The organism is Pelotomaculum propionicicum, assembly GCF_004369225.1.
Classification (GTDB): Bacteria; Bacillota; Desulfotomaculia; order Desulfotomaculales; family Pelotomaculaceae; genus Pelotomaculum_B; species Pelotomaculum_B propionicicum.
Genome location: NZ_QFFZ01000046.1, coordinates 1 through 25,489, shown reverse-complemented (window position 1 = coordinate 25,489; position 25,489 = coordinate 1). Strand labels below are relative to the sequence as shown.

The 25,489-nt window shown below is 51.2% G+C and carries 25 protein-coding genes, 5 tRNA genes and 1 pseudogene; 7 read left to right on the top strand and 24 right to left on the bottom strand.

Features of this window, described 5'->3' with window-relative positions; all coding sequences use genetic code 11:
- Window positions 1–111 (bottom strand): GTP-binding protein (locus Pmgp_RS15535; RefSeq protein WP_134214976.1); only part of this gene is annotated, 111 nt, incomplete at its 3' end.
- 293 nt (window positions 112–404) lie between these two features.
- Between Pmgp_RS15535 and Pmgp_RS15530 the strand changes: the two genes are divergently transcribed.
- On the top strand, window positions 405–1,862 hold the full coding sequence (locus Pmgp_RS15530) for a stalk domain-containing protein (protein ID WP_134214974.1): 1,458 nt from the start codon (window positions 405–407) through the stop codon (window positions 1,860–1,862).
- A gap of 59 nt (window positions 1,863–1,921) precedes the next feature.
- Window positions 1,922–3,049: a 4Fe-4S dicluster domain-containing protein gene (locus tag Pmgp_RS15525; protein WP_134214972.1), complete on the top strand. Its 1,128-nt coding sequence runs from the start codon at window positions 1,922–1,924 to the stop codon at window positions 3,047–3,049.
- 42 nt (window positions 3,050–3,091) lie between these two features.
- Here the strand turns inward: Pmgp_RS15525 and Pmgp_RS15520 are convergent.
- A tRNA-Met gene (locus Pmgp_RS15520) sits at window positions 3,092–3,168 on the bottom strand.
- Window positions 3,169–3,276: 108 nt separating this feature from the next.
- Window positions 3,277–3,352 (bottom strand) — tRNA-Thr (locus Pmgp_RS15515).
- A gap of 313 nt (window positions 3,353–3,665) precedes the next feature.
- Between Pmgp_RS15515 and Pmgp_RS15510 the strand changes: the two genes are divergently transcribed.
- From Pmgp_RS15510 to Pmgp_RS15495, 4 genes and pseudogenes are all read left to right on the top strand, one after another.
- Window positions 3,666–4,661 (top strand): sodium:calcium antiporter, encoded by a 996-nt coding sequence (locus tag Pmgp_RS15510; protein ID WP_243119896.1) that lies wholly within the window; start codon window positions 3,666–3,668, stop codon window positions 4,659–4,661.
- A 72-nt stretch (window positions 4,662–4,733) separates the two neighbouring features.
- Window positions 4,734–5,573, top strand: a complete 840-nt coding sequence (locus tag Pmgp_RS15505) for a zinc metalloprotease HtpX (RefSeq protein WP_134214970.1) — start codon at window positions 4,734–4,736, stop codon at window positions 5,571–5,573.
- A gap of 40 nt (window positions 5,574–5,613) precedes the next feature.
- The gene (locus Pmgp_RS15500) at window positions 5,614–5,892 is read left to right on the top strand and encodes a TFIIB-type zinc ribbon-containing protein (RefSeq protein ID WP_134214968.1); all 279 of its coding nucleotides are present in this window, start codon (window positions 5,614–5,616) and stop codon (window positions 5,890–5,892) included.
- A gap of 51 nt (window positions 5,893–5,943) precedes the next feature.
- Window positions 5,944–6,204: pseudogene (locus Pmgp_RS15495) on the top strand (PilZ domain-containing protein); the annotation flags it as partial.
- A gap of 145 nt (window positions 6,205–6,349) precedes the next feature.
- On the opposite strand, the gene Pmgp_RS15490 reads toward Pmgp_RS15495, so the two are convergent.
- The 11 genes from Pmgp_RS15490 to gltX all read right to left on the bottom strand — a co-directional run bounded on the left by Pmgp_RS15490 (window position 6,350) and on the right by gltX (window position 14,155).
- Entirely contained in the window at window positions 6,350–6,607 is a 258-nt protein-coding gene (locus Pmgp_RS15490) for a hypothetical protein (protein ID WP_134214964.1), read from the bottom strand.
- 300 nt (window positions 6,608–6,907) lie between these two features.
- Window positions 6,908–6,983 (bottom strand) — tRNA-Met (locus Pmgp_RS15485).
- Between the two features lie 72 nt (window positions 6,984–7,055).
- Window positions 7,056–7,140 (bottom strand) — tRNA-Tyr (locus Pmgp_RS15480).
- A gap of 109 nt (window positions 7,141–7,249) precedes the next feature.
- Window positions 7,250–7,325, bottom strand: a tRNA-Thr gene (locus Pmgp_RS15475).
- Window positions 7,326–7,449: 124 nt separating this feature from the next.
- Window positions 7,450–8,094 (bottom strand): RNA polymerase sporulation sigma factor SigH, encoded by a 645-nt coding sequence (gene sigH / locus Pmgp_RS15470; RefSeq protein WP_134214962.1) that lies wholly within the window; start codon window positions 8,092–8,094, stop codon window positions 7,450–7,452.
- A gap of 209 nt (window positions 8,095–8,303) precedes the next feature.
- Window positions 8,304–8,816 carry an NYN domain-containing protein gene (locus Pmgp_RS15465; RefSeq protein ID WP_134214960.1) on the bottom strand — a complete coding sequence of 171 codons (513 nt, stop codon included), beginning with the start codon at window positions 8,814–8,816 and terminating at the stop codon, window positions 8,304–8,306.
- Window positions 8,794–9,555: a 23S rRNA (guanosine(2251)-2'-O)-methyltransferase RlmB gene (gene rlmB, locus Pmgp_RS15460; RefSeq protein ID WP_134214958.1), complete on the bottom strand. Its 762-nt coding sequence runs from the start codon at window positions 9,553–9,555 to the stop codon at window positions 8,794–8,796. The genes Pmgp_RS15465 and rlmB overlap by 23 nt, the downstream gene beginning before the upstream one ends.
- A 276-nt stretch (window positions 9,556–9,831) precedes the next feature.
- A complete protein-coding gene (gene thyX, locus Pmgp_RS15455; RefSeq protein WP_134214956.1) occupies window positions 9,832–10,572 on the bottom strand; it encodes an FAD-dependent thymidylate synthase in 741 nt (246 codons plus the stop codon).
- Window positions 10,573–10,693: 121 nt separating this feature from the next.
- Window positions 10,694–11,110: a Mini-ribonuclease 3 gene (locus Pmgp_RS15450; protein ID WP_134214954.1), complete on the bottom strand. Its 417-nt coding sequence runs from the start codon at window positions 11,108–11,110 to the stop codon at window positions 10,694–10,696.
- The gene (gene cysS, locus Pmgp_RS15445) at window positions 11,110–12,567 is read right to left on the bottom strand and encodes a cysteine--tRNA ligase (protein WP_134214952.1); all 1,458 of its coding nucleotides are present in this window, start codon (window positions 12,565–12,567) and stop codon (window positions 11,110–11,112) included. The genes Pmgp_RS15450 and cysS overlap by 1 nt, the downstream gene beginning before the upstream one ends.
- Window positions 12,568–12,709: 142 nt before the next feature.
- Window positions 12,710–14,155 carry a glutamate--tRNA ligase gene (gltX, locus tag Pmgp_RS15440; protein ID WP_134214950.1) on the bottom strand — a complete coding sequence of 482 codons (1,446 nt, stop codon included), beginning with the start codon at window positions 14,153–14,155 and terminating at the stop codon, window positions 12,710–12,712.
- A gap of 241 nt (window positions 14,156–14,396) precedes the next feature.
- On the opposite strand from gltX, the gene Pmgp_RS15435 reads away from it, so the two are divergent.
- Complete coding sequence (locus Pmgp_RS15435; RefSeq protein ID WP_134214948.1) at window positions 14,397–14,687, top strand: hypothetical protein; 291 nt, start codon at window positions 14,397–14,399, stop codon at window positions 14,685–14,687.
- A gap of 2 nt (window positions 14,688–14,689) precedes the next feature.
- On the opposite strand, the gene ispF is transcribed toward Pmgp_RS15435, so the two are convergent.
- The 10 genes from ispF to Pmgp_RS15380 all read right to left on the bottom strand — a co-directional run bounded on the left by ispF (window position 14,690) and on the right by Pmgp_RS15380 (window position 25,310).
- Entirely contained in the window at window positions 14,690–15,157 is a 468-nt protein-coding gene (gene ispF / locus Pmgp_RS15430; protein WP_134214946.1) for a 2-C-methyl-D-erythritol 2,4-cyclodiphosphate synthase, read from the bottom strand.
- The gene (ispD, locus tag Pmgp_RS15425; protein WP_486644368.1) at window positions 15,154–15,849 is read right to left on the bottom strand and encodes a 2-C-methyl-D-erythritol 4-phosphate cytidylyltransferase; all 696 of its coding nucleotides are present in this window, start codon (window positions 15,847–15,849) and stop codon (window positions 15,154–15,156) included. Before ispD ends, ispF begins: the two co-directional genes overlap by 4 nt.
- Before the next feature lies 1 nt (window position 15,850).
- Window positions 15,851–16,996, bottom strand: a complete 1,146-nt coding sequence (locus tag Pmgp_RS15420; protein ID WP_134214942.1) for a PIN/TRAM domain-containing protein — start codon at window positions 16,994–16,996, stop codon at window positions 15,851–15,853.
- Window positions 16,997–17,146: 150 nt separating this feature from the next.
- Window positions 17,147–17,623: a CarD family transcriptional regulator gene (locus Pmgp_RS15415; protein WP_134214940.1), complete on the bottom strand. Its 477-nt coding sequence runs from the start codon at window positions 17,621–17,623 to the stop codon at window positions 17,147–17,149.
- Window positions 17,624–17,792: 169 nt separating this feature from the next.
- Window positions 17,793–18,872, bottom strand: a complete 1,080-nt coding sequence (gene disA / locus Pmgp_RS15410) for a DNA integrity scanning diadenylate cyclase DisA (RefSeq protein WP_134214978.1) — start codon at window positions 18,870–18,872, stop codon at window positions 17,793–17,795.
- 25 nt (window positions 18,873–18,897) lie between these two features.
- Window positions 18,898–20,250, bottom strand: a complete 1,353-nt coding sequence (radA, locus tag Pmgp_RS15405) for a DNA repair protein RadA (protein ID WP_134214938.1) — start codon at window positions 20,248–20,250, stop codon at window positions 18,898–18,900.
- A 391-nt stretch (window positions 20,251–20,641) separates the two neighbouring features.
- On the bottom strand, window positions 20,642–23,077 hold the full coding sequence (locus Pmgp_RS15395) for an ATP-dependent Clp protease ATP-binding subunit (protein WP_134214933.1): 2,436 nt from the start codon (window positions 23,075–23,077) through the stop codon (window positions 20,642–20,644).
- A 128-nt stretch (window positions 23,078–23,205) separates the two neighbouring features.
- On the bottom strand, window positions 23,206–24,276 hold the full coding sequence (locus tag Pmgp_RS15390) for a protein arginine kinase (RefSeq protein ID WP_134214931.1): 1,071 nt from the start codon (window positions 24,274–24,276) through the stop codon (window positions 23,206–23,208).
- On the bottom strand, window positions 24,276–24,803 hold the full coding sequence (locus Pmgp_RS15385) for a UvrB/UvrC motif-containing protein (RefSeq protein WP_134214929.1): 528 nt from the start codon (window positions 24,801–24,803) through the stop codon (window positions 24,276–24,278). The genes Pmgp_RS15390 and Pmgp_RS15385 overlap by 1 nt, the downstream gene beginning before the upstream one ends.
- Window positions 24,804–24,848: 45 nt before the next feature.
- Complete coding sequence (locus Pmgp_RS15380; RefSeq protein WP_134214927.1) at window positions 24,849–25,310, bottom strand: CtsR family transcriptional regulator; 462 nt, start codon at window positions 25,308–25,310, stop codon at window positions 24,849–24,851.
- Between the last annotated feature and the right edge of the window lie 179 nt (window positions 25,311–25,489).

Here is a 25,489-nt window from a genome sequence, read left to right as displayed (position 1 = left end):
GTGCAACACCAGGGTGATTGCCGCGGTGAGGGTTGTTTTGCCGTGGTCCACGTGACCAATGGTGCCAATGTTAACGTGTGGTTTGGTCCGCTCAAATCTTTGTTTTGCCATTTGGTTTTCCTCCTTACTGATACTCAACCAAACTTCATATACTAGAGTTATTTCCACATTTCCTCAAAGCATTCAAAACAGTGGAAAACAATCATTAATTCTATGCACCAGTTAAAAATCCTTCTGCTCGCTATAAAAAATACAGAAAATCGGCCACTTAAAATAATCCGCTCTAAGGTTTATTTTAACCAAAATTTTAAAACAAATAATAGCTGTGCTTCCAGGATTTAAAACTTCTCCGCCGAATTTATCTTTAAAAGCTGGCATTAAAGCCCGGATAGGAGGATTTTTGTATGAGGAAACTGTTTGTGTTAGCCATGGCGATACTTATCGCCGTAATATTCACAGCACCTTCAGGAGCAGGAGCTGCCGCGGCCCACAGGGTTGTTTTCATCATCGGACTTAGTAATTACACGGTGGACGGACTGGAGAAAAACATGGACGCTGCTGCTTTTCTGGAAAACGGCCGGACCTATGTGCCGGTCAGGTTTCTGGCCAACTCCCTGGGTATCGCGGACAGCGATATCGGCTGGGACGGAGCAAGCCAGACCGCGACCTTGACTATGACGGGCTATAACCCCGTTACTGTAAGCATGCGTGTCGGCAGCAATGATCTTATTGTCGGGGAAAAGATGTCGGTGATGGATGTCACACCGCTTCTCAGAAAAGGCCGGGTCTACCTTCCGGCGCGTTTTGTCGCGGAAGCTTTTGGCTATGGGGCAGGCTGGGACGAATCAGCCCAGGCTGTGCTGATCGGCCCGCCCGGCGCCCTGCCGGAGCCGCCCAGTCCAACATGGCAAGTCAGGTACGATCAGAGGGACGTGTCAACCAGCTATGGTACCCTGCACGCCAACCTGATTTTCGTAAATATGAACAACCCGCATGTGGAAATCAGGCCGGTACTGGCTGAAGACAGAATCGGCAAAAGTGAGGAACTGTCTTCCATGGCTGAACGATCGGGGGCCGTGGCGGCAATTAACGGGACTTATTTCAACGCCTACGACCAAAATGACTTGCTGCCGCACGGCACCCTGGCTGCTGATCACACCTACTTTCACCTTGGCGGCGAGGGCACACTGGGCGTTAATGAGAGCAACCGGGTGTTTATCGGCAAATACACCCCTGAAATAACAGGAGGCTCAGGCGGCTCGTGGGTCTGGCCCAACTGGTGGTATGCCTGGGGCGTGAACCATGTTTACTCTGATGACGCCATTGTGATTTTCACGCCCGCCTATAAAGACGGCATGACCCCAGCCGGCAGGACTTGTGTAACCGTCAGAAACAACATGGTGGCCGGCATCGCAGCAGGTCAAGCCCGTATACCCCAGGACGGTTACGTAATCTGGTACGGGCCTAACAACAGCGAAAGGTCAGATCAGTTTTCCATAGGCAAGCAGGTTGATTATAAAATAAGCTATAAAGAAAACCCCAGTATTAATTTTAAGTCCGCTATCGGGAACTACCCCCTGCTTTTGCTGGGCGGCCAGACAGCAGTCGGTGAAGTGAGCGAGTCCAAGCTTACCATAGCGGCGCCCAGGAGCTTCGCAGGAGTTGACCGGGATAATATCCTGGTGCTGGGTATGGTCGATGGTGCTGATGTCTGGGGTTTGGCGGAGTTAACTAAAAACCTGGGCCTGAAAGACGCCCTGAACCTCGACGGCGGCGCCTCTTGCGGTCTCTATTACAGCGGCCAATACATTACTCAGCCGGGCCGTCCCCTTTCCAACTGCCTGGCCGTTGTGATAAACTAGCACGCGGGAATAGAAATCTTCCTATGTTAATTGCAGTAACCAGCAAAGGAGTATAATTAATGGGACACCTGCACGACGCCAAGGAGGCGGTCTACCGGGCTCTGGCCGAAAGGCTGAGCAAAAACCCGGTAGGGGTTAAGGTTAATAAAACCTTGATGGAAATTCTGCACCGGCTCTATACGGAAAGTGAGGCACTGGTGGGAGGCAGTTTCCCTTTAGCCCCGGTGACTATAGACAAAATCGCCACCGGCAGCGGGATTGAGGAAAACAGCCTGAAAAACATCCTGGAGGGTATGGCTGAAAAGGGGCTGGTAATTGACCTGCCCCGCCGGGATAAAGTGCTGTACATACTTGCTCCGATGGTCATAGGCTTCTTTGAGTACACCTTTATGCGGGTACGGGACGATATAAACATGAAGGAACTGGCCGAGCTTTTCGAAAGGTACTTCCAGAATGATGAAGCAAGGGCAGAACTTTCAGGGGGCGCCACCAAGATGTTTAAAGCTCTGGTTTATGAAAAAATCGTCCCTGCCGTTGTGGAAACCGAAGTGCTGAGCTATGAGAGAGCTTCTGATATAATTCGTTCCTCCGGCGGCGGGGCGCTGTCAATGTGCTCCTGCCGCCATAAGGCCAGCCACCTGAACAAAGCCTGCGGCGCGCCGCTTGATGTGTGCACAACGCTAGGCAAAAACGGGGCGGAGTGGCTGGTGCGCAGGGAGTTGGGTAAGCCGGCCACGGTTGATGAACTGCTCCGGGTGCTGGAGCAAACTGAAAAAGCCGGGCTGGTCCACCTGGGCGACAATGTGCTCAACAAGCCCACTTTTATCTGCCACTGCTGCGGCTGCTGCTGTACCGTGCTTCACTCGATCAGGGAGTCGGGAAAACTCATGGCCCACCCGAGTAATTTCATACCGCGGCTGGCAAAAGAGGACTGCAGCGGCTGCGCTGCCTGCTCGGCAGCCTGCCAGATCCGTGCCATTACCATGCGGGGCGAGGCCGGCGGCACCGAGCTGCCTTTAATTAAAGAAGATATCTGCCTGGGCTGCAGCGTTTGCGCCTGTGCCTGCCCAACCGGAGCGCTGACCATGTCCCGGCGCCGGGATTTACACCAACCCCCGCAAAACAGCACCGAAAAATTCGCCCGGATAGCCATGGAAAAGGGGCGGGTGATAAAACATGACGCCTGATATTACAAAAACCGGTGCGCGTTTCACCGGTTTTGTTCTTCTTGGTAGCGGCGCAGGGACTTGAACCCCGGACACCACGGGTATGAACCGTGTGCTCTGACCAGCTGAGCTACGCCGCCGTATTTGGTTGTCGGTAGTCAGTAGTCGGTAGTCGGATTGCTTGAAGGAAATCGCTCTGCGATTTCCTTTGATCTGACTACTCACTACTGACTACCGACTACTAAAATTGGAGCCACTAACCGGGATTGAACCGGTGACCTCATCCTTACCAAGGATGCGCTCTACCTACTGAGCTATAGTGGCATATTGTCATAAGGCGATTAAGCCTCGTTGTATAGTTTAGCACAGGTTAATTTGCCTTGTCAACTTGGGTTTTCTTAGTTCTCACACCCCAAAAAACACTTGACATAATCTCTTATTACTGTAATAATACTCCCTAGAAACAAATTGGACAAGGGGAGTAGCCACCGGGCGCCAGCCCGGAGCAAAAGCCGTCAGTACGGTAGCAATGCCCGGCTTTTGTAACCTGAAACGGTAGGCAAGACCTTCGTATTTTCAACGAGGAAATACGTGGGTCTTTTTTAATTTTAAATTTGCATAGGGAGTGATAGTCATCATGGGAATTAATATCCTTATACTGGCCGGGGGATTGCTGGCCATCCTTGCCGGCGCTAAAATTTTCACCAACGGTGTGGAATGGCTGGGTAAAAGGCTGAATCTTTCCGAGGGCGCGGTCGGCAGTGTCCTGGCGGCGGTAGGGACGGCACTGCCTGAAACAATGGTGCCTTTAATCGCAATATTGTTTACCCACTCCGGAAGTGCCCACGACGTTGCCATCGGGGCTATTTTAGGCGCCCCGTTCATGCTGAGCACACTGGCCTTTGGCGTGGTGGGCGTGTCTAAAATGTTTTATTGCCGGGGAGCGGAAACCAATTGTGTCGATGTCAAGCGGTCAATATTCATCAGAGACCTGAAATATTTCATTTTCTTTTATTCCATTGCGATAATATCGACATTCCTGCCAAGCCATAACGCCAAAGTTGCTGTAGCTCTGGCCCTGGTTATGGGGTACGGGTACTATGTGATTAAAACACTGGGGGACGGGGATGGGCTGTCCGAACTGGACCTGCCCCCGCTTTACCTTTGGAGAAAAAGCTCTGAGGCCCCTATTATCTTGATTCTGTTGCAGATAGCTTTTAGCCTGTTTTTAATCACCGCCGGCGCCAATTATTTTATCGGCGCCCTGGACGCCATAGCCACCTGGATGATGGTCCCGGCCTTGTTCCTGTCCCTGATTATTACTCCTGTGGCCACGGAACTCCCGGAGAAATTCAACAGTGTGATCTGGGTCAAAAGCGGCAAAGATACCCTGGCTCTGGGCAATATCACCGGCGCCATGGTTTTCCAGGGATCGATCATCCCGGCCATAGGCATCTCGCTGACTCCCTGGCTGCTCACCCCGCTGGCCGCTTTGAGCGCAGGCCTGGCCCTGATGTCAAGCCTGACCATGTATATGATTACCGCCAGGAAAAAGAATTTAAAAGCGGGCATCTTCATGTACCCGGTGGTTTTCTACGGTATCTTTCTGATACTGGTCATAACAATGCTGTAAAAACAGGAGGTTGATGCTAAAACCAACAAAATGCTCTCTAAACAGATATCAAAAACGAGGAGGTTATTTAAGATGAAAAGTTTTAAGGTATGGCTGTTAATGGGCATACTCTCAATTATCCTGGTTCTCATTGGCGGGGCGATAGGCGGCAAGTCCGGAGCGGCTTTGTTCTTCCTGATATCCCTCGGGATGAACTTCTTCAGCTACTATTACAGTGACAAAATTGCCATCAGCATGACCAGATCCCGGCCGGTCGCCCAGGAAGAGGCGCCTGAACTATACAGCATTGTACAAAGGCTGGCCGGCAGGGCGGGCCTGCCCATGCCCCGCGTCTATGTCACTCCGTCAGCGCAGCCTAACGCCTTTGCCACCGGAAGAAACCCGGAGCACGCGGCAGTGGCCGTCACCGAAGGGCTGGTACGTATCTTGAACCGCAACGAGCTGGAAGGCGTGCTGGCCCATGAACTGGCCCACATTAAAAACCGTGACGTCCTGGTTGGTACGATTGCGGCCGCCTTTGCCGGGGCAATCACCATGATCGCCAACATTATCCAGTGGGGAGCGATTTTAGGTATGGGACGGGATGATGACGAAGGCGGCAGTTTTATAGGTTCGCTTTTCCTGGCCATTACCGCGCCAATCGCGGCCATGCTCATTCAAATGGCTATTTCACGTTCACGGGAATTCCAGGCGGATGATACCGGGGCCCGCATCGCGGGGAACACCGGCGGCCTGGCCAACGCGCTGGTAAAGCTTGAAAGCGCGGCACAGCGGGTGCCCATGCAGGTAAACCCGGCGGCTTCACACCTTTTTATTGTAAATCCGCTGTCAGGGGCATCCATCGCCAGGCTTTTCAGCACTCACCCGCCTATGAGCGAAAGGATTAAGCGTCTCGGTGAACTAAAAATTTAGATTTGCATAAAACTAATAAACTCTTTGGAGGTGTCAGGTCATGAAACAATGTCCGGTTTGTACCACTTTTTTGGATGAAGTCACCAAGTCAGGTATCCTTATTGACGTCTGTCCAAAATGTAAGGGCGTTTGGCTGGACCGGGGGGAATTAAACCAGCTGCTGGAGCGTGCCAGGGCAGAGCAGGCGGAATATGAATCTTATTATGAAAGGCGCCACAGCGACCACGATCATCATCACTATGACAAGCATCACTATGGGCACGGCGACCACTATAAGAAGAAAAGCCTGTTCAGAACTCTGCAGGATATTTTTGACTAGACAACCAACCGCTCCGGCGGAGCATAGGGATAAAACAAACTTTATAACGGGAAAGACACTGTGAGTGGTTGTGCTAAAAACATCAGTGCTGGTGGTCTTTATTTTGAAACCAGTGAAGAGTTTTACAAAAACCAAATGCTTGATATTGTTATCATCATTGCCAATAACGGCTCCCACCTTTCATTAAAAACTAAGGGTGTAGTAACAAGAACGGAGAAAGACGGTATCGCCATAGAATTTATTGACTTAGATATGGACACATTCATTTTAATAAACAAATATGTTTATGACAGCACAGAATATACGGTGTAATAAAATCAACAAGGCAAATTAATGATTGTTTTTCTCTTTCCGCACATTACCTGTTTTTTTATTACTAATAAATTAAGCGACTGCTAACCTTTGTAATTAAAAAGGCTCCGCGATCTGCGGAGCACTTGACTTTGTCTACAATGAACTATTCATTGATGGGGGTAAGAAGCTGAGTCTGAAACTCGCCCAGGCTATTCCAGTAACCATTAGTATTATTATAGCTTCCTTCTGTCCACCATAAACCATTGATGGGAACATCCGGGCTAAAGGCGCTTTGCTCTGTTTGCTGGTTGACTGGTGGATTATTCTGCACTACAATTTCCGATGCCGCAAACGCTGCATTGGTAATGGTTAAAACAAATAAGACTAGAACTATACTGCGGACAATATTCTTAACAAACAATCTGAATACCCTCCTTTCTATCCATTTTACCTGACATATTATAAGGACTTAGTCATTTGTTACAATACCTGTCATTAAACTGTTAAAATTATACATGCCATCCACCTTATCGTCAAGGTGTTTTCCATAAAGATAAATAGAGCTAAAGAGAATACACCTACACGGCGTCCCTCAGATATTACACTATCAACTTATTAAACTGCAGCCCCCAAACCAAGAAGCATTTTCGGAACAAGTATAAACACTACCTGTCGCACAAAACAAAAAACGCCCCAATCCCTTGAGGCGCTTCACTTTGCTTGGTTGCGGGGAGGGGATTTGAACCCCTGACCTTCGGGTTATGAGCCCGACGAGCTACCAGCTGCTCTACCCCGCGACGTTTCTAAATTTTATTATATCACATAGGGTTACCCTTTTTCAAATTTCCCGGGCGCCCTTTTGTTGACTTTGGTGGAGGGGGCTGGATTCGAACCAGCGAAGTCGTCGACGGCAGATTTACAGTCTGCTCCCTTTAGCCACTCGGGAACCCCTCCGTATCTGATGTCGGTCATCGGAAGTCGGAGGTCGGATTCTTTTAAGGAAATTCGCTCAAGCGAATTCTCTTTACTCTGACTTCTGACTTCTGACCTCTGACTACTGAGTTGGAGCCGGCGATGGGACTCGAACCCGCAACCTGCTGATTACAAGTCAGCTGCTCTGCCAATTGAGCTACGCCGGCGCTGACACAATAAGTATTATACGTGAAATCACAACCGATGTCAAGGATAAAAAGACCCCTAACCAATGGGAATCAGTTAAAGGCCTGCCTAGTGCTGGATATTGAGTTGCAACTAATTGACTGGTTAAGCTTCCCGTTTTTCCAGGTAACGTTCCAGCTTGCGCTTGACCCTTTGCAAAGCGTTATCGATCGATTTTACATGGCGCTTCAAGTCTTCGGCAATTTCCTGGTATGATTTCCCCTCCAGGTAGGACATCAGTACTTTCCACTCCAAAGAACTGAGAATCTCGCCCATCTTTTCTTCAATGTCGTCAAACTCTTCCCGCGAAATAATCAGTTCTTCCGGGTCGGTAATCTTTGAGCCTGAAATAACATCCAGCAAGGTGCGGTCAGAATCCTCATCATATATTGGCTTGTTCAGCGAAACATATGAATTAAGCGGAATGTGTTTTTGCCTGGTTGCTGTTTTAATAGCGGTGATAATTTGCCTGGTAATGCATAATTCGGCAAACGCCCGGAAAGACGACAGCTTGTCCAGCTTGAAATCGCGAATGGCCTTATATAAGCCAATCATACCTTCCTGGATAATATCTTCCCTGTCAGCCCCGATTAAGAAGTAGGAGCGGGCTTTAGCCCTGACAAAGTTCCTGTACTTGTTAATTAGATACTCTAGAGCGCTATCATCACCTTCACGCGCAAACTCAACAACTTCCTCATCAATTAAAACCTGATACCCGTTAGGAACCTCCCTTTGGGCTTGAAGACTCACATTATCCCCTCGCTCTTTCTCTTTTCAGTACGAGAAAAACAAAAAGACCTCTCCCTCGCCTGACACTAAGTCCAGGTAATAACCCTTACGCTTTTTGTCTCTCTGGGTTAAGGCATTGTTCAAGGTGAGTTTCCGGTCAAGTTTCCAACCTAATTATAACGAAGGGGTGATAGCTCGTCAAGGTAAAATTAACAGAGACCTTGTCTCGTCTATTTTTTTTCTCGACGCCATCTCTCCAATTTTGATCTCACCTGATCAAGGAGGCGGTTCTCCAGGTAGCTCTCTGAGGGAAGGGCTTTATTGTAATGCGCCTGGCTTTCCTTTCTGGCCCTGTCCACCTGTTCACGCAATTCGCCGGGTGTAAGGCGGTACGCGCCCCTGCCAAAAATTATGCCCTGCTCAGCCCAGTCAGAAGTTGCCACATAAATAACTCCCTCATCAGACAAGCGTCCTACCAGACTTTCAATATAAGCGTCGGCGGTCTCTCCCTGTTGGGTGAATATAACCTCCACACTGTCGACGGTCTCTGTTCTTTCAACAGAATTTTTTACCTGGTGCGCGTCAAAAACCACAAATACCTTTTGCCCTGAGAAATGAGAATAGTTAGCCAGGATCGACACCAGCTTATACCTGGCGTGCTCCAGGCCGGATTCTTTAAAATTCTCAAACTCGGGCCAGGCGAAAATAATGTTATAGCCGTCAACGACCAGAAACTCTTTCATGTTCAAGAGCCCTTCTTCTCTGCCGAAGCACTTCATAAGCCAACAGAGCCGCGGCAACCGAAGCGTTCAGGGAATTTACCCGCCCGGACATAGGCAGTCGCACCAGGTTGTCACAGCGTTCTTTAACCAGGCGCCCCAGGCCTTTGCCCTCGCCGCCTATAACCAGCGCCAGAGGGCCGTCCAGCCGGGCGTCCCAAAAAATATGCTCACCGTCCGCCTCAGCGCCCACAATCCAGAGGCCCTTCTTTTTAAGACCTTTGATTGTTTGCGGCAGGTTGGCCACCCTTGCCACCTGGACATATTCGATGGCGCCGGCGGACGACTTGGCCACGGTTGGGGTCAGCGGCGCCGAGCGGCGGCGGGGAATTACCACCCCGTGGACCCCGGCGGCGTCAGCTGTGCGCAGGATCGCGCCCAGATTATGAGGGTCGCTGATCTCGTCAAGGATAATCAGGAAAGGGGCTTCCCCCGGCCTAACACCTGCCAGGATATCATCAACTTCCACGTACTCTTTAGCGGCCAGGAAAGCCAGCACTCCCTGGTGGGCTGTGCCTGAAGCGAATTTATCCAGGCGCTGGCGGTCCACTTTCTGCACCGGAATCTTTTTGTCCCTGGCTGTAGTGAATATTTCCCGCAGCGGGCCGGTTAAAAGGCCGTCCGCAATCATAATCTTGTTAATCGGCCGGCCTGATCGCAGGGCTTCCCTGACAGGGTTGCGGCCGGCAATAATGTCGTCCAGCTTGGCACTCTCCTTTATAAACTTTTTTATGACAGACTTGCAGAATTTAGTTCAGTAAAAGATAAAACAAATTGACAAGATTAACAGGATTTTAAAAATTAACAGGATTCAAAATTGCATTTTTATTTAAGAGATTTATATAGACAACTTAAAAGATGTTAATAGGTAAAGGAACTAATTATATTTAGTTTTTTATTTTTAAAAATCATGTAAATCCCTTTAATCCTGTAAATCCTGTCAATTTGTTTTTTATATTGAAAATATTTCTCCTGTATTCTAAAGATTCTTAAACCTTTCTCTGACCTCGCTGCTTTTGCCGCAGCTCTTCTTGCCTTCAGGACAGGGGCCCTGCAGGCAGCCCGGACCGGCTTCCTTAAATATAACAGGCGCGGCCTGTTTGGCCAGGCGCAGCATCTCGGTCGCCAGAGCTCTGATCTCCCACTGGGCGCGGTTGCAGCAGCGCAGGTTAAAGAAATGGAGTAGTTCGCGTGCGTTCATGGTTACCAGCATCTTGGTCTCCGCCGCGTTGGGCAGGACAAAACGGGCGTCCTCATTGGTGGACTCCCCGCTGTTGCCAAGCTTTTCCACCCATTCATCGTACCATTTTTGAATCTGCCTCATCTGGTCCGCGAAAGCCTGCACCGCCTCCGGCCCCAGTGCCGCAATGCGAGGCGGTATGATATAGCCAAAAACGTCATCATCCCTGGCCGCGCTGACCTCAGAAACATAACGCTGGGATTTGACGCTGAAGCTGGCGATGCGGTGCCTGGTAATCTGGGCCAGCAAACTGCGGGACACCCCTTCTATGCCAAAGGTGAAACTGGCGTGCTCGATAGGTGAAAGGTGGCTGAATTCCATCAGCCGTCCCAGAAAAGGCGCCTGGCTTCTGGCTTCTATCCCCTTCTTCAGCTCCTCAATATCAGCCGGTGAGTAGCACAGCTTGGCCCCCATGGCGACAATCTCCTGTGGGTCGGGAGTGTGTCTTAAAAGAGTGACACTCAACTTTTTAGCACCCATATGATCACCTCAAATCTTAGTTATGGGAAGTGGGAAGTGGGAAGTGGGACTATGACATTCCTCTCGGGTCTTTTGGACCCTTGAGACAATCCTTTTAGTCTCACGTCTCACTTCTCATACCTCACGTCTCATCTCTTGCGGCTTCCAGGGCTGCGGTTATAATTTCTGCAAGCCGGGCCGTGTCACCTTTCAGATACAGGTAGCCGATCAGGCTCTCCAGGGCGGTGCTGTGCCGGTACTCAATCACTCCCGCGCCCTTTGGCACGTGAGGCGACTTGGCGTTGCGCCCCCGGCGCATGACCGCTGCTTCTTCTTCACTGAGCAGCCCTTCCAGCGCGTGCAGGGCTTTGGCCTGCGCGCCGGCGTTGACGTACCTTACCGACTCGCCGTGGAGTTTGTTAACCCTGGCCAGGCCGCTGCCGACCAGGTGCTCCCGCACCGCCAGTTCGTACACCGCGTCGCCGATGTAAGCCAGCACCAGCGCCGGCAGGTCCGCCGGCCGCTCTATGTTTTTGATTTCATTATTCAACAACAACATTACCCCTGCTTCTTCCAGCGTACTCCCTGCGGTGTATCTTCAAGTACTATGCCCAGTTCTTTGAGGCCGTCCCGGATCCGGTCGGAAGTACCCCAGTCCTTCTTCTTGCGCGCCTCTTGCCGCACATCAATGATCAGGCTGAGGAGTTTTTCCGCCAAGCCGGAGTTTTCTTCGGAAACACTTTCAATGATCATATTGCCGCTGCTGTCAACCTTAAAAACACCCAGCACTTCGTTGAACGCTTTAAATACATCCATGGCCTTGCTCAAAACTTCCCGGTCAGCCCTGGCCAGCGTCTCTCCCAGCCGCTGCACCGCCGTGTTGGCTTCCCTGGCCAGCTCGAAGACGATCCCGATAGCCAGTGCAGTGTTAAAATCATCGTCCATGGCGGCGTCAAAAGAAGCCTTCAGAGTGTCAATCGCTGTCTGCAGATCGCCCGTCACCGCCACGGTATCTTCACTGGTCTTCTTAGCCAGCGCTTCGGTTAAAAGACGGACGCTCGTCTTGATCCTCTCCAGCCCCCGCCCGGCGGCGGCCAGTTTCTCGTCGTCAAAATCCAGAGGGCTGCGGTAGTGGGTTGAGAGAAGGAAAAACCGCACTGTTTCCGGCGGAAACTTAGCCAGAATATCCCTCACCAGAAAGAAGTTGCCCAGGGATTTAGACATTTTTTCTTCTTTTACAGTGATAAAGCCGTTATGCAGCCAGTAACGGACGAAGGTCTCCCCGGTCGCGGCCTCGCTCTGGGCTATCTCATTCTCATGGTGGGGAAAGACCAGGTCAAATCCCCCGCCGTGTATGTCAAAACTGGTCCCCAGGTATTTTAAAGACATGGCCGAGCATTCAATGTGCCAGCCCGGCCGGCCGGGCCCCCAGGGACTGTCCCAGGCAGGTTCGCCCGGCTTAGAAGATTTCCAGACCGCGAAGTCCAGCGGGTCGCGCTTTCTGGTATCAACCTCCACCCTCGCCCCGGCCAGCAGGTCGTCCAGAGTACGTCCGGAAAGCTTGCCGTAACCGGCAAACTTCCTCACTTCAAAGTAAACATCGCCTTCCACCACGTAGGCAGAGCCGTTTTCCACCAGAGCCTCCACCATTTTAATAATTTCAGGCATGTGCCCGGTGACTTTAGGGTGCTGGTCCGCCCGGCGCACGTTCAGGGCGCCGGCGTCTTTAAAATACTCGTCGATATAGGTGCGGGACAACTCCAGGGGGTCCTTGCCTTCCTGGGCGGCGCGGTTAATAATCTTGTCATCCACGTCAGTAAAGTTCTGAATATAAAGGACTTCGTACCCCTTATAAGCAAAGTACCTCCGGACGGTATCGAAAAAGACAAGCGGCCTGGCGTTGCCCAGGTGTATATAGTTGTAAGTTGTCGGGCCGCAGACATATATGCCAACCTTGCCAGGCTCCCTTGGCTGGAATGTTTCTTTGCGCCTGGTCATAGTGTTATAAACTTCCATGAAAGAATGACCTCCCATTTAGTCGTGAGAAGTGAGCCGTGGGACGTGGGTATATACTGCATTCCTGTTGAGCCTCTTAAAAATCACAAATCATAGCTTTCCTCTTCCCACATCCCAAGTCTCACGTCTCACGTCCCAGTTCTCACGTCCACCTGGACAGGCGCTGGATAATTCCCTCACCGCCCAGGATGGCCATAATCTGGTTCAAATCGGGCCCTTGTGTACTTCCGGTGAGCGCTACGCGCACCGGCATAAATATCTGTTTCCCCTTAAGCCCGAGGTCGCGTCCCACTTCTTTCAAGAGTTCTTTCGCGTCATTTTCTTTTATCTCACCAGAAACACTTACTTTTTTGGCCAAACATCGCAGCACCCCGGGTACCTGCTCACCAGCCATGATGTCCTGAGCGTCCTGCCCTTCGATTTCAAAATCGTCTTCAAAATAAATCCTGGCCTGGCCGGTTATTTCCTCCATGTAACTTAAGTGTTTTTGGAGTGATGCTACCACCATTTTAACCCACTGGTATTTTTCCGGCGATAACGGGACGCTCAGATACCCGGCCTTTTCCAAATAGGGGACGGCCATGTCGGTAAGCTGGTCCAGGGGCGCCTGTCTAATATAATGGCCGTTCAGCCAGTTCAGTTTTTCCAGGTCGAAAACAGCGGGGCTCTTAGCTACCCGGTCTAAGGAAAACTGCTGTTTTAGCTCGTTCAGGGGAAACACTTCTTCCTCGCCGCCGGGCGACCAGCCCAGAAGGGCCAGAAAATTAACCAGGGTTTCAGGCAAATAACCTTTTGCACGGTATTGTTCAATGGCTGTGGCGCCGTGGCGTTTACTCATTTTACTGCGGTCCTTGCCCAGAATAAGCGACACATGGGCAAATTCCGGTTTGTCCCAACCCATGGCGTCATATAGTAATACCTGGCGCGGGGTATTGGAGAGGTGTTCTTCCGCCCTGATCACATGACTGATCAGCATGGTGTGGTCGTCCACCACTACCGCGAAATTGTATGTGGGGATACCGTCGGACTTAATGATGATAAAGTCGCCGATCTCGCTGCGTTCAAAAGTAACATCCCCCCGGACCAGGTCCCTGATTAAAATCGCATCGCCGGCAGGCACCCGGAAGCGTATCACAGGCTTGCGCCCCGCCGCTTCATGCCGCCGGCAGTCCTCTTCCGTAAGGGCCCGGCAGCGGCCCAGGTACCTCGGCAGTTCGCCCTTGGCCAGCAGTTCTTCTCTTTCCGCGGCAAGTTCTTCCTCGCTGCAGTAGCAGCGGTAAGCCAGGCCTTTTTGCAACAGCACTTCAGCGTAATGCCTGTACATGTCCAGCCTTTCAGTCTGCCGGTACGGCCCGTGCGGACCTCCTACATCGATGCCCTCATCCCAGTCCAGACCAAGCCAGTGCAGCGAATCCAAAATATTTTTCTCCGACTCCCTGGATGAGCGCTCAAGGTCGGTATCTTCTATGCGAACAATATAAGTGCCGCCGTGACGGCGGGCAAACAGCCAGTTAAATAGCGCTGATCTCGCCCCACCTATATGCAGGGGGCCTGTGGGGCTTGGCGCAAATCTTACCCGAACCGACAAAATATGTTCCTCCTTGTTAAAAACTATGTACAAATACCGTTTTTTGCCGAGCTTATTATAACACCTCCATTAACAGGCAGGCAACTTCTAACCGCCCCAGGCCAGGAGCAGGCTGTATAACAGCGGCGGGCAAAAAATACTTGTATGCCAAGGTACTATCTTATATAATTTAATTAGGCGCAAGGCCGACGCTGTCCTTGGAAATTCACAAGGTCTTTTTTATTTTAAGGGGGAACCCCGCATGATGGATCATAATGATTTCTACGAAATAGATCGCCTTCTGGAAAGATGCTGTGACAACTGCCTGCTTACCAGAATGCACTGCCCTAGCTGCCGTATTGAAAAACTCAGGGGAATAACAGGTCACTTGAGCAAATCAGCCGCCTATGAGCTGATCAATCTGGAAGATCTGAAAACACTCGTAAAACTTGCCGGAGACTCGCACAGGGCGGATGGAAAGGAAAGGGAAGTAGTTGAAAAATGGCGGCAAGTTGCGTGGGGAGATCCTGGCAGCAGCGAGGCTAAGCCCTGATCTTATTCTATCATTGCTATCGCGTAAGCGGCTATGCCGTCACCCGCGCCGGTAAAACCCAGGCCTTCAGTTGTCGTAGCCTTTATATTCAGCTGGCTGGCATCGATCTCCAGCGCCTGTGCCATGTTGGCGACCATATTTTCCATGTAGGGCGCCAGCCTGGGCTCTTGGGCGACGATCACAGTATCAATATTTACTACCTTCAGGTTTTTCCCGCTGAGGATCTCCTTCACCCTGGACAATAAGACCATACTGCTGATACCCTGGTATTGGCTGTCACTGTCAGGGAAATACCTGCCTATGTCACCTGCTCCGGCGGCGCCCAAAAGCGCGTCCATAACTGCGTGCGCCAGCACATCCGCGTCAGAGTGCCCCAGGAGCCCTCTCTGGTAGGGAATAGCAACACCGCCCAGCACCAGCTTCCTGCCTGCAACCAGCCTGTGCGCATCATAACCCAAGCCTATTCTCAACTGCGGCTCCCCGTCCCTTCCTGCAAGAAAATTGACACCATGACCAGGTCCTCCGGGGTTGTTATCTTTATATTCTTATAAGAGCCCGGCACCAACTTTACCGGCTGCCCTGTAAATTCAACCAGCCCGGCGTCGTCGGTGGCAAAGAATTTCTCCAGCCGCGCCCTGCGGTGAGCTTCCATAATTATCTCATAGCGAAAAGCCTGGGGGGTCTGAGTCAGCCACAGGCTTTCCCTGGGCAGAGTCCTGGCAACAAAGCCGTCTTCCCCGGCCATTTTTACAGTATCCTTGGCAGGGACCGCGCTGGTCGCGGCGCCGTGCGCCGCGGCTGCCTGCACGACTGCCCGGAGTACCGCGTGGTCGATAACAGGGCGGACTCCGTCATTGACCACCACTATGCCATAATCGCCGGAAAGCGCCAGAAGGCCGTTATACACGGAATCCTGGCGCTCTTTTCCTCCCGGTACAATCGCAGTTACTTTACTTAAGCCAAGCGCGTCAACCACAGCTTTACGGCAGTATTCTTCCTCCCCGGGGTTGACGGTAAGCACAACGCCATTAATTACAGGACTGGCTTCCAAACTTTTAAGAACATGCCCCAGGACCGGTATGCCGTTTAGGTCAAGATACTGTTTCTTAGTATCCGTCCCCATCCGGACCCCGCTCCCGGCGGCAGGCACTACCGCAGCCACTTTAACCAATAATATTCACCTCGCCGTAACCGGCCTGTCCTTCAATACGCCTGTCGTATTTGGGCTTGGCAAAGATCATTCGCCCTGCTGCCGTTTGCAGGACACTTGTTACCAGTACGGGGATAGTCTGGTTCATATACCGCTTGCCGCCGTCCACAACGATCATTGTGCCGTCGTCCAGATATGCTACTCCCTGACCGCTTTCCTTGCCGTCCTTGACTACCTGAACCACCATTTCTTCTCCCGGCAGCACCACCGGTTTAATGGCGTTGGCCAGTTCATTGATGTTGAGGACCTTAACGCCGTGCAGTTCAGCTACTTTATTCAGGTTGAAATCATTGGTGATAATCTTGCCGCCCAGCTTTTGGGCCAGTTTGACCAGTTTGGTGTCAACCTCCGCCACATCTTCCAACCCACGGTTATTGTCATATATCTGTACTTTTATATCCGGGTCCTTGCGCATCTTGTTTAAAATATCCAGGCCCCGCCGGCCGCGGTTGCGCTTGAGGAGATCGGGCGAGTCCGCGATATGGCGCAGTTCTTCAAGGACAAAAGCAGGTACAAGCTGAATCCCTTCAACAAAACCACTTTCACATAGTTCAGCGATCCGCCCGTCAATAATAACGCTGGTGTCAAGAATTTTAAACTGTCCGGTGCGGGCCTCGGCTTTTAAGGCACGTTCTTTGCCGAACTTGGGAAAACCCGCAAAAAGGGTAATCAGGTCCTCCCTTTTTTTGATGCCGATACTGAGACCCAGGTAAGCCAGAAGCAAGGTGATTAAAATCCACAGAATTTTACCGACAATACCTATGGAAGAAAGTATGGAACCAATTAAATTAGCTATTATAAGTCCAATAATCAAACCAACCGAACCCATTACCAGGTCCTGAATTGGCGTTCTTTGAAGATACTGCTCTATGAATACGGTGATCCTGACAGCACCCCGGATCATCAGTGGAGCAAGTAGAATGCCGGCTGCCAGGGCAATTAATGAGGAAAGCCCGATCAAGCTGAATTTAAATTGTTGGGGCAGGTTGGCAAAGAAAGTAAACATATCACTATTACTGTTCACCAATAATATTCCGATTGCGGAGCCTGCGGCAGTAAACAAGACAACAAGGACGATAAAAGCTATTTTTCTGACCACTTCTTCACCTCCTTTCCTTCTGCTTTTGGGAATTAAAAGTATTTTAAACAAAAATTTATAACTCTATTATATAAGTTTTATAAATAATTCATCAACTTAAAAAGTTAGTTTTTTTTGGAAAATAAAAAACGCCAGTTTTACCTGACGCTATTACGCAAAGGCGCCGTCCAGAAGCAATCGGGCTTTTTCTTCCTCCAGTTCCGTGGCCAGAACCAGTTCGCTGATAAGTATTTGTCTTGCATTTTCCAGCATTTTTCTTTCACCGGAAGAGAGCCCTTTTTCCTGGTCACGCTTAATCAGGTTGCGCACAACTTCGGCGACTTCGTATATATTGCCGCTTTTTATCTTTTCCAGATTAGCACGGTATCTTCTGTTCCAGTTGGGGGACATAGCCGAGCACTGTTGGCGCAGGATGCTGAGCACCCTTTCCACACCTTCCCAGCCAACGACCTCGCGCAGCCCAACTTCCTCACCGTTGTTAATCGGGATCATCACCTTCATGTCACCGACGGGAAGGCGGAGGATGTAATATTGTCGCTTCTCCCCCAGAACCTCCTTCTCCTCAATGGACTCAATCACACCAGCGCCATGCATCGGGTACACCACTTTGTCTCCTATTTTAAACAAGTCCGTACCCTCCTTATCTATTGCCGTAAAAAATTTACCACGTATAAAGTATAGCACGAAAGGCCGCCCATGTCAAACAAACTATAATTCTAGCATAGCTGCATGGCAGTGTCAACAGAAAATTTAAAAATTGTTTGGAGTGGTTTATTTTTACACTATTTACAGCAACTTACCTGTGCCATTCCTGTAAAACCTGGTCCCGGTACCGGTTTAACCCTTCCTTGATGGAACGCGCCCGGACTTCTCCTATGCCTTCAACTTCGTCAAGTTCTTCAATAGATGCCACAAGAGTGTTTCTGAGGTTCCCAAATGTCTTGACAAGGTTATCGATCACCGGCAGGGGCAGCCTTGGTATCTTTTCTAATATGCGGTAGCCCCGCGGGGACACATGCTGGTCTAAAATGCTGGCGCTTCCGGGAAAACCAAGCGCCCTGGAGATCAGGGATAAATCCAGAATATCCTCCGCCGGCCAGCTCCTTATAACATTGAGAATGCTGGAAGGAGATTTCTCCCCGTAGGTGGTGGCGTAGTCTTGAATCACCAGCAGTCCTTCGTCCTCTGTATTGGAAACCAGCTCTTCCAACTGCATGGTGATGAGGCGGCCCTCAACACCCAGTTCACTGATATAGCGGTCTATTTCCTTGACTACCCGCAAAACCATTTCCACCCGCTGGATAGCCTTGGCCACGTCAAATAAAGTGACTGTGTCCCGGAATTCCAGCGCGCTTAGCCCCAGCAGCACCTTGTCCAGGACCGAACGGTATTTTTCAAGGGTCTGAATGGCCTGGTTGGCCTTGGTCAGGATTACTCCGAGATCCTTTAAAGCATATTTAAAAAACCCTTTATAGGTTGTGATAATTCCCCGGCGCTGAGATATTGATATAACCAGCGTGTCAGTCTGCTTGGCTACCCGCTCTGCCGTGCGGTGGCGGATCCCTGTTTCACTCGAGGGTATATTTTGATCAGGCACCAGCTGCGTGTTGGCCGCCAGGATTTTTCTGGCGTCTTTGCTAAGTATGATCGCCCCGTCCATCTTGGCCAGCTCATATAGACGGGCGGGAGTGAAGTCGGCGTTGATCGCGAAACCGCCTTCTGTTATTTCCATAACCTCAGGTGTGTCACCGATGACGATCAGGCCGCCGGTTTTGCCGCGCAGGATATTTTCCAGCCCTTCCCGCAGCGGGGTACCCGGGGCAACCGAGCGCAGGACTTTGATAAACCGGTCCTCGAATTTTTCCGTTTTTTCCATCTTTTCTTCTTTCAAATAGACCACCTCACACCTTTAAAGCAAGCTCCAGCGCCTCCGCCAGTGTATCCGCCGCTACAACACCATGCTCCCCTTTTATACTGGAAGCGTTTTGAGCGGACAGCAAAAATCTGCTAAAGCCAAGCTTGAAAGCCTCTCTGACTCTCTTCTCCACACCGGTCACGGGGCGAAGTTCGCCTGTCAGCCCTATTTCGCCGGCCAGGGCTATCCCCGCGTCAACCGGCACATCCCTGAAGCTGGAGGCCAGGGCACAGGCTATGGCCAGGTCCGCCGCCGGTTCGTCAAGTTTTACCCCGCCCACCGCGTTGACATAAATGTCATGGCTGCCCAGGTTTAAGCCAACCCTCTTTTCCAGCACCGCCGCGATCAGGGCTACCCTGTTATGGTCCACACCGGCGGTCATCCTGCGCGGCATACCGTAAGCGGTTGGGGTAACCAATGCCTGAATTTCCAGCAAGAGCGGCCTGGTGCCCTCCAGGCCGGCCGCTACGGCTGATCCTGTCACATCGCCATGAGGGCGCTGGATCAAAAACAAAGCGGTCGGATTGGCAACCTCCACCAAACCGTTAACCTTCATTTCAAATATGCCAATTTCATTGGTTGAGCCGAATCTGTTTTTAACACTCCGCAAGATCCGGAAGAACTGGTGCCGCTCACCCTCAAGGTAAAGCACCGTGTCAACCATATGCTCAAGCACTCTGGGCCCCGCCAGCAATCCTTCCTTGGTAACATGCCCGACCAGAAAAATTGAAATACCGGTGGTTTTAGCCAAACGCATCAACTGGGCCGCGCATTCCCGCACCTGCCCGACGCTGCCCGGCGCGGAAGCCACCCCGTTCTTAAACATTGTCTGAATAGAATCTATTATAGCCACAGGCGGGGCTAATTCTCTTAAATGCCGCTCCACGGCGTCGATATCCGTCTCCGACAGCAGCATCAGGCCTGGTGACAGGGCGCCAAGGCGGTCTGCCCGGATCCTGATCTGGCTGGATGATTCCTCGCCTGAAACATAAAGTACTTTTAGCCTGCTGCTCAGCAGGTGGGCGACCTGCAGGAGCAGGGTAGATTTACCGATGCCGGGGTCTCCCCCCACTAAAACCAGTGAGCCCGGTACTATGCCTCCGCCCAGGACCCGGTCCATTTCTCCGAGTTCCGTCTGGAAACGCTCCACCTCCAACACAGGCACTTCAGTTATAGAACGGGGCTGGTCACCACCAGCGGTTAATTCGCCAGGCGCCGCCTGGGGACCGATGAGTTCTTCCACAAAGCTGTTCCAGGCGCCGCAGCCCGGGCAGCGCCCCAACCAGCGGGTGGACTGCTGGCCGCATGCCTGGCAAAAGTATCTGGTTTTTGCACGCATCGACAAAAAGTCTCCAGGTTTTGGTTATTTCTAAATTATAACATTTGAAACGACATACCACAAGTGTCGTCCCGGGTCTGATTAAATATGGGCTTGTTATAAATACCAGGATGCTAAATTATATCATAATAATATTCACTCCATATCTTCAATCTGAAACCAGTTGATATTTTACAGGACGAAAAAAACCTCACGGGGCTAACCATGAGGTTGGTTTGCAGCCAATGTCATTGGAAGCAGGGCTATAAACATCTCCGTCACCTTTGGCTTTGACCATAAAATAATAGGTGGTGCCGTTGGTCAGGCCTGTTATAGTTGCGCTGGTTGCGGCGTAACCCAGGGCGTCTTTAACGCGCCTTGTGCAGGCAGCATCCAAGGCAGCTTAGATTATTTATGATATTTTGCTAACTTTTACACCTTTTTCTGTTTCGTCAAGTTCCAGGAGAACCTTGCTGCCCTGCTGGAAGGTCCCTTTCAAAAGCTCCTCTGAAAGGCGGTCCTCCACCAGGCGTAAAATGGCCCGCCGCAGCGGTCTGGCGCCATAAGCTTCATCGAAGCCCTCCTTGACCAGCAGGTCTTTCACCGCTTCTGAGACCTCGATTTCAACCGAGTTCTCCTTCATCCTGCCCGCCACTTCCTTGAGCATCAGGTTTACTATTTCCTTAATGTGTTCAAGGGTAAGCGCGTGGAACACAATAGTCTCGTCAACCCTGTTCAGAAACTCGGGCCGGAAAGTCCGCCGCAGGTCCTCAGTAACTCTCTTTTTCATATCCTCGTAGCCGGAATCATCCCGGTCGCCCATGCGGAAGCCCAGGGTGACTTCCCTTTTAATAGTCTGCATGCCCACATTTGAGGTCATAATCAGCACAGTGTTTCTGAAATCGACCGTGCGCCCTTTGGCGTCTGTCAGCCTGCCGTCCTCCATCACCTGCAGCAGGATGTTAAACACATCGGGGTGAGCCTTTTCAATCTCGTCCAGCAGCACCACCGTGTATGGCCTGCGCCGTACAGCCTCGGTCAGCTGGCCGCCTTCCTCGTAACCGACATAGCCGGGCGGCGCGCCAACCAGGCGGGACACAGCAAACTTCTCCATATACTCCGACATGTCGATTCTGACCATAGCGTCCTCACTGCCGAACAAGACCTCCGCCAGGGCTCTGGCCAGCTCCGTCTTGCCCACTCCCGTAGGACCTAAAAAGATGAAAGAACCAATCGGCCGCTTGGGGTCCTTCAAGCCTGCCCGGGCACGGCGTATGGCCCTGGATATGGCCCGGATGGCTTCATCCTGCCCGACCACCCTCTGGTGGAGCACCTCTTCCATTTTCAGCAGCCTTTCAGACTCCTCTTCCGCCAGTTTCTTAACCGGCACACCGGTCCAGCTGGAAACTATTTGGGCGATGGCTTCCTCGTCCACAACCAGCTCAGCGCCGCTTTTATGCTGCTTCCAGGACTCCCTGCGCTCCTCCAGTTGGGCGCGGAGCTTTTGTTCCTGGTCTCTTAATTCGGCTGCCTTTTCAAATTCCTGCCCGTTGACAGCCGCTTCCTTCTCTTTCTGCAACACTTCCAGTTCCTTTTCCAGCTCTTTCAGCTCGGGCGGCGGCACAAAAGCCTGCAGCCTGATCCTGGAACCTGCCTCATCCATCAGGTCGATAGCCTTGTCAGGCAAAAACCGGTCTGTAATATACCGGCTGGACAGTTTGGCGGCTGCTTCAAGGGCGGCATCGGTAATTCTTACCCGGTGATGCGCCTCATATCTATCCCTCAGGCCTTTTAAGATCTGGATGGTTTCCTCAACGGTCGGCTCCATTACAGTGATAGGCTGGAAACGGCGCTCCAGGGCGGCATCCTTTTCAATATGCTTGCGGTACTCATCCAGGGTTGTGGCGCCGATGCACTGCAGTTCGCCCCTGGCCAGGGCCGGCTTCAGGATATTGGCAGCGTCGATCGCGCCTTCAGCGGCGCCTGCCCCCACCAGTGTGTGAAGTTCATCGATAAACATGACTATGTTGCCCGCCTGACGGATCTCTTCAATGATCTTTCTCAGCCTTTCTTCAAATTCACCCCGGTATTTAGTACCGGCCACGAGAGATCCCATATCAAGGGTGACCACGCGTTTGTTGGCCAGGATTTCAGGGACATTACCGGCGGTAATCCTCTGGGCCAGCCCCTCGGCGACCGCAGTTTTCCCAACCCCAGGCTCCCCGATCAGCACCGGGTTGTTTTTGGTGCGTCTGCTTAAGACCTGAATCACTCTTTCAATTTCCTTATCCCTGCCGACTACCGGGTCTAGTTTATCCTCTCTCGCCATCACAGTCAGGTCCCGGCCAAACTGGTCCAGCGTCTGTGTCCCGCTGCTTTTGGCCTGGCCTTGCGCCTGTCCCTCAGCGGGAGTCTGCCCCCCCTGCAGGTGGGCGACCATGGTGCGCACCTTACGGTAATCAGCGCCGTAGGCGTTTAAAATTTGAGCCGCCACCCCTTCTCCTTCACGAATTAAACCCAGCAGCAGGTGCTCCGGGCCTACGTAACTGTGACTCATCCGGCGGGCTTCGTCCAAAGATAGCTCCAGTACTTTCTTAGCCCTGGCTGTAAGCGCGGGCTCCGCCTGGGCCTGTTCCTTGCCCGCCTCTACCATTTGCGCTACGGCTTCCCGTACTTTGTCAGCGTCCATACCTACCGCGGAAAGAATTTTGGCCGCAACATTTTCTCCTTCCCTGATCAGTCCAAGCAGCAGGTGTTCTGTGCCGATGTATGGGTAATTAGTAGTTTTAGCCTCCTCGCGGGCAAACATCAGTACTTTTTGCGCCCGTTCAGTAAATCTTCCAAACATATCCACACCTCCAATATTGGCCGTGAGCAGTGGGTCGTGGGACGTGGGATTCAGGCATTCCTTTCGGGTCTTTCTGACCCATGAGACAATCCCTTTAGTCCCACTTCCCACGTCTCATTTCTCACGGCTCATTTCTCAGCTTTCTCAAATTCGTTTCTAATCAGGTCTGCGCGGTAAACATCCATCTGGTGGCTTGACAGCTCCCGCCCGGCCATTTTCATCAGAAAGGCGGGGCTGGCCTCCACCATTAAGACGTTGAGGAGTTTATCATGTATCCCTAAGATTATTTTTAACCCTATCCCCAATCTTAGATCGGAAAAAAGCCGCATCGCCTCTTCCAGGGTCAAAATCCGGGCATTTTTCAATATTCCGTAGGCCCGGTAGACTCTGTCTTCAATGAACTCACGCCTGTCTATATATAAAGATTTTCGGGACGCCCTTTCCTGGGTCAGTATTTGTCTGGTGATGGAAGTCAGGTTGTTCACTAATTCCTCTTCGGACTGCCCCAGGGTGATCTGGTTGGAGATTTGAAAAAGGTCACTCGCTGCTTCCGTCCCTTCACCGTAAAGACCCCGCACCGTCAGGCCCAGCTTGCCGATGGCGTGAAAAACCCCGCCTATTTGGTTGGTAATTTTCAAACCTGTGAGGTGAAGCATCACCGAAGCGCGCATCCCGGTACCCACATTGGTCGGGCAAGAGGTAAGGTAGCCAAGCTTTTCGGAAAAGGCATAGTCCAGCGTTTTCTCCAGCCCGTCGTCAACCTTGTTTACGATCTCCCAGGCTTCTTTCAGCTGCAGCCCGGATAAGAGGCACTGTATGCGCAGGTGATCCTCTTCATTGACCATCACACTGACAGCCTCATCCTGCCGGATAGCCACAGCTTTGGCTTGAAAATCATTAAGCAAATCAGGGCTGATCAGGTGTTTATCAACAAGCAATTGTCTTTCCAACGGGGTCAGTTCGCCCAGTTCAGTCAGTTCCAGGTTCCCTATCAGTTCCGAGGCTTCTGTGTTTTCAATAGCCTTTCTTATTTTAGCGGTTACTTCCCTGGATTTCTCCAGGTCCAGCAGGTGGGGGAAGGGGATGGCGGTAAGGTTTCTGGCCACCCTGACCCTGCTGCTTACCACAATATCGGCGTCAGGCCCGTCCGCATCCATCCAGAGGCTGCGGGCGCTGCCAACCTTGTCTTTGATCGACATCAGGCCTCACCCCCCTCTTCGAGTCTTTTTTCAAGCTGACGCACAGTGTCGCGCAGTTCCGCGGCAAGCTCAAATTCCTCCCGGCTTACAGCCTCAGTCAGCTTTCTTTTCATGTTTTCAATTTCCTTCAGCAGCCTGGCATTGCCTCCGGTACGCTCCGGCACCTTTCCTGTATGCCGGGTATTGCCGTGAATCCTGCGCAAAAGCGGCTGCAGCTTTTCTTCAAAACAGGGGTAGCAGTCACCACAGCCCAGCAGCCCCTTCTTAACAAATTGACTTTCCGCCACTCCGCATTTGGCACATGCCTTGACGCCGGCCTCCTGCTGCCCGAATTTGCTGCCGTTAAATTCATAATTTAAAAGGCCGGCCAAAAAATTATGCAGGTTCATCTGCGGTAAAAGCCCAAAACCCTGCAGCTGTATTTCTTTAGCACATACTTCGCAAAGGTGGGTTTCCTGTTTTTGCCCGTTGGTGATCTCTGTCAGGTGTACCGTAGCCGGTCTCTCATTGCACCGTTCACACTGCATTAAATATCCTCCCCTTAACTATCGCATCTGTCATAACAGTAGATTTTATTCACGTAAAATGGATACAATCATAGCCTTTAATAAAAGCGCTCTCAGCTGATCCCGCGCTGGCAGGCCAACCCTTAAGATGTTGCCGTCAACAGCCGCCCGCATTAAACGGGCTTCCCGCATAGTAATGAACTCCTCTTCCAGCAGCTGTTTAATCAAGCCTTCGGCATCAGCCTGCGCGATCGATTCCCCGATTAAATTACACAGGTCCAGGATCAAGTCAGACCGCTGGTCTAAAGGAATCTTAACGATTCTGATATACCCGCCGCTGCCCCTCCTGCTTTCGACAAAGTAACCGTGTCCGGCGGAAAAACGTGTGGTAAGGACATAGTTTATTTGGGAGGGAACACAGTTAAAACGTACAGCAAGGTCACTGCGCTGCACTTCGATCAGATTTTTACTGCTCTCCTCTACAAGTTTTTTTAAGTATTGCTCTATTAAGTCCGAAATATTTGACACATTAATCACCACCAATATTTTCCTGTCTGACTTTTACTGACTTTAACTTTATTATATGATTCCACTGCAAAAAATGGTGTTTTTTTTCTTACATTTTCCCCTTAAGAAAATTGACTGGGATTATCATCCATTTACCTGACCATTATTTTGGTTTCCTTTATGGTTTTGTGCTTGGATAA

Bases quoted from the DNA above. Each gene is read 5' to 3' on its own strand.
- Pmgp_RS15530 (WP_134214974.1), top strand. From the start codon at position 405: ATGAGGAAACTGTTTGTGTTAGCCATGGCGATACTTATCGCCGTAATA.
- Pmgp_RS15525 (WP_134214972.1), top strand. From the start codon at position 1,922: ATGGGACACCTGCACGACGCCAAGGAGGCGGTCTACCGGGCTCTGGCC.
- Pmgp_RS15510 (WP_243119896.1), top strand. From the start codon at position 3,666: ATGGGAATTAATATCCTTATACTGGCCGGGGGATTGCTGGCCATCCTT.
- Pmgp_RS15505 (WP_134214970.1), top strand. From the start codon at position 4,734: ATGAAAAGTTTTAAGGTATGGCTGTTAATGGGCATACTCTCAATTATC.
- Pmgp_RS15500 (WP_134214968.1), top strand. From the start codon at position 5,614: ATGAAACAATGTCCGGTTTGTACCACTTTTTTGGATGAAGTCACCAAG.
- Pmgp_RS15465 (WP_134214960.1), bottom strand. From the start codon at position 8,816: ATGAAAGAGTTTCTGGTCGTTGACGGCTATAACATTATTTTCGCCTGG.
- thyX (WP_134214956.1), bottom strand. From the start codon at position 10,572: ATGGGTGCTAAAAAGTTGAGTGTCACTCTTTTAAGACACACTCCCGAC.
- Pmgp_RS15450 (WP_134214954.1), bottom strand. From the start codon at position 11,110: ATGTTGTTGTTGAATAATGAAATCAAAAACATAGAGCGGCCGGCGGAC.
- cysS (WP_134214952.1), bottom strand. From the start codon at position 12,567: ATGGAAGTTTATAACACTATGACCAGGCGCAAAGAAACATTCCAGCCA.
- Pmgp_RS15435 (WP_134214948.1), top strand. From the start codon at position 14,397: ATGATGGATCATAATGATTTCTACGAAATAGATCGCCTTCTGGAAAGA.
- disA (WP_134214978.1), bottom strand. From the start codon at position 18,872: ATGGAAAAAACGGAAAAATTCGAGGACCGGTTTATCAAAGTCCTGCGC.
- radA (WP_134214938.1), bottom strand. From the start codon at position 20,250: ATGCGTGCAAAAACCAGATACTTTTGCCAGGCATGCGGCCAGCAGTCC.
- Pmgp_RS15395 (WP_134214933.1), bottom strand. From the start codon at position 23,077: ATGTTTGGAAGATTTACTGAACGGGCGCAAAAAGTACTGATGTTTGCC.
- Pmgp_RS15390 (WP_134214931.1), bottom strand. From the start codon at position 24,276: ATGTCGATCAAAGACAAGGTTGGCAGCGCCCGCAGCCTCTGGATGGAT.
- Pmgp_RS15385 (WP_134214929.1), bottom strand. From the start codon at position 24,803: ATGCAGTGTGAACGGTGCAATGAGAGACCGGCTACGGTACACCTGACA.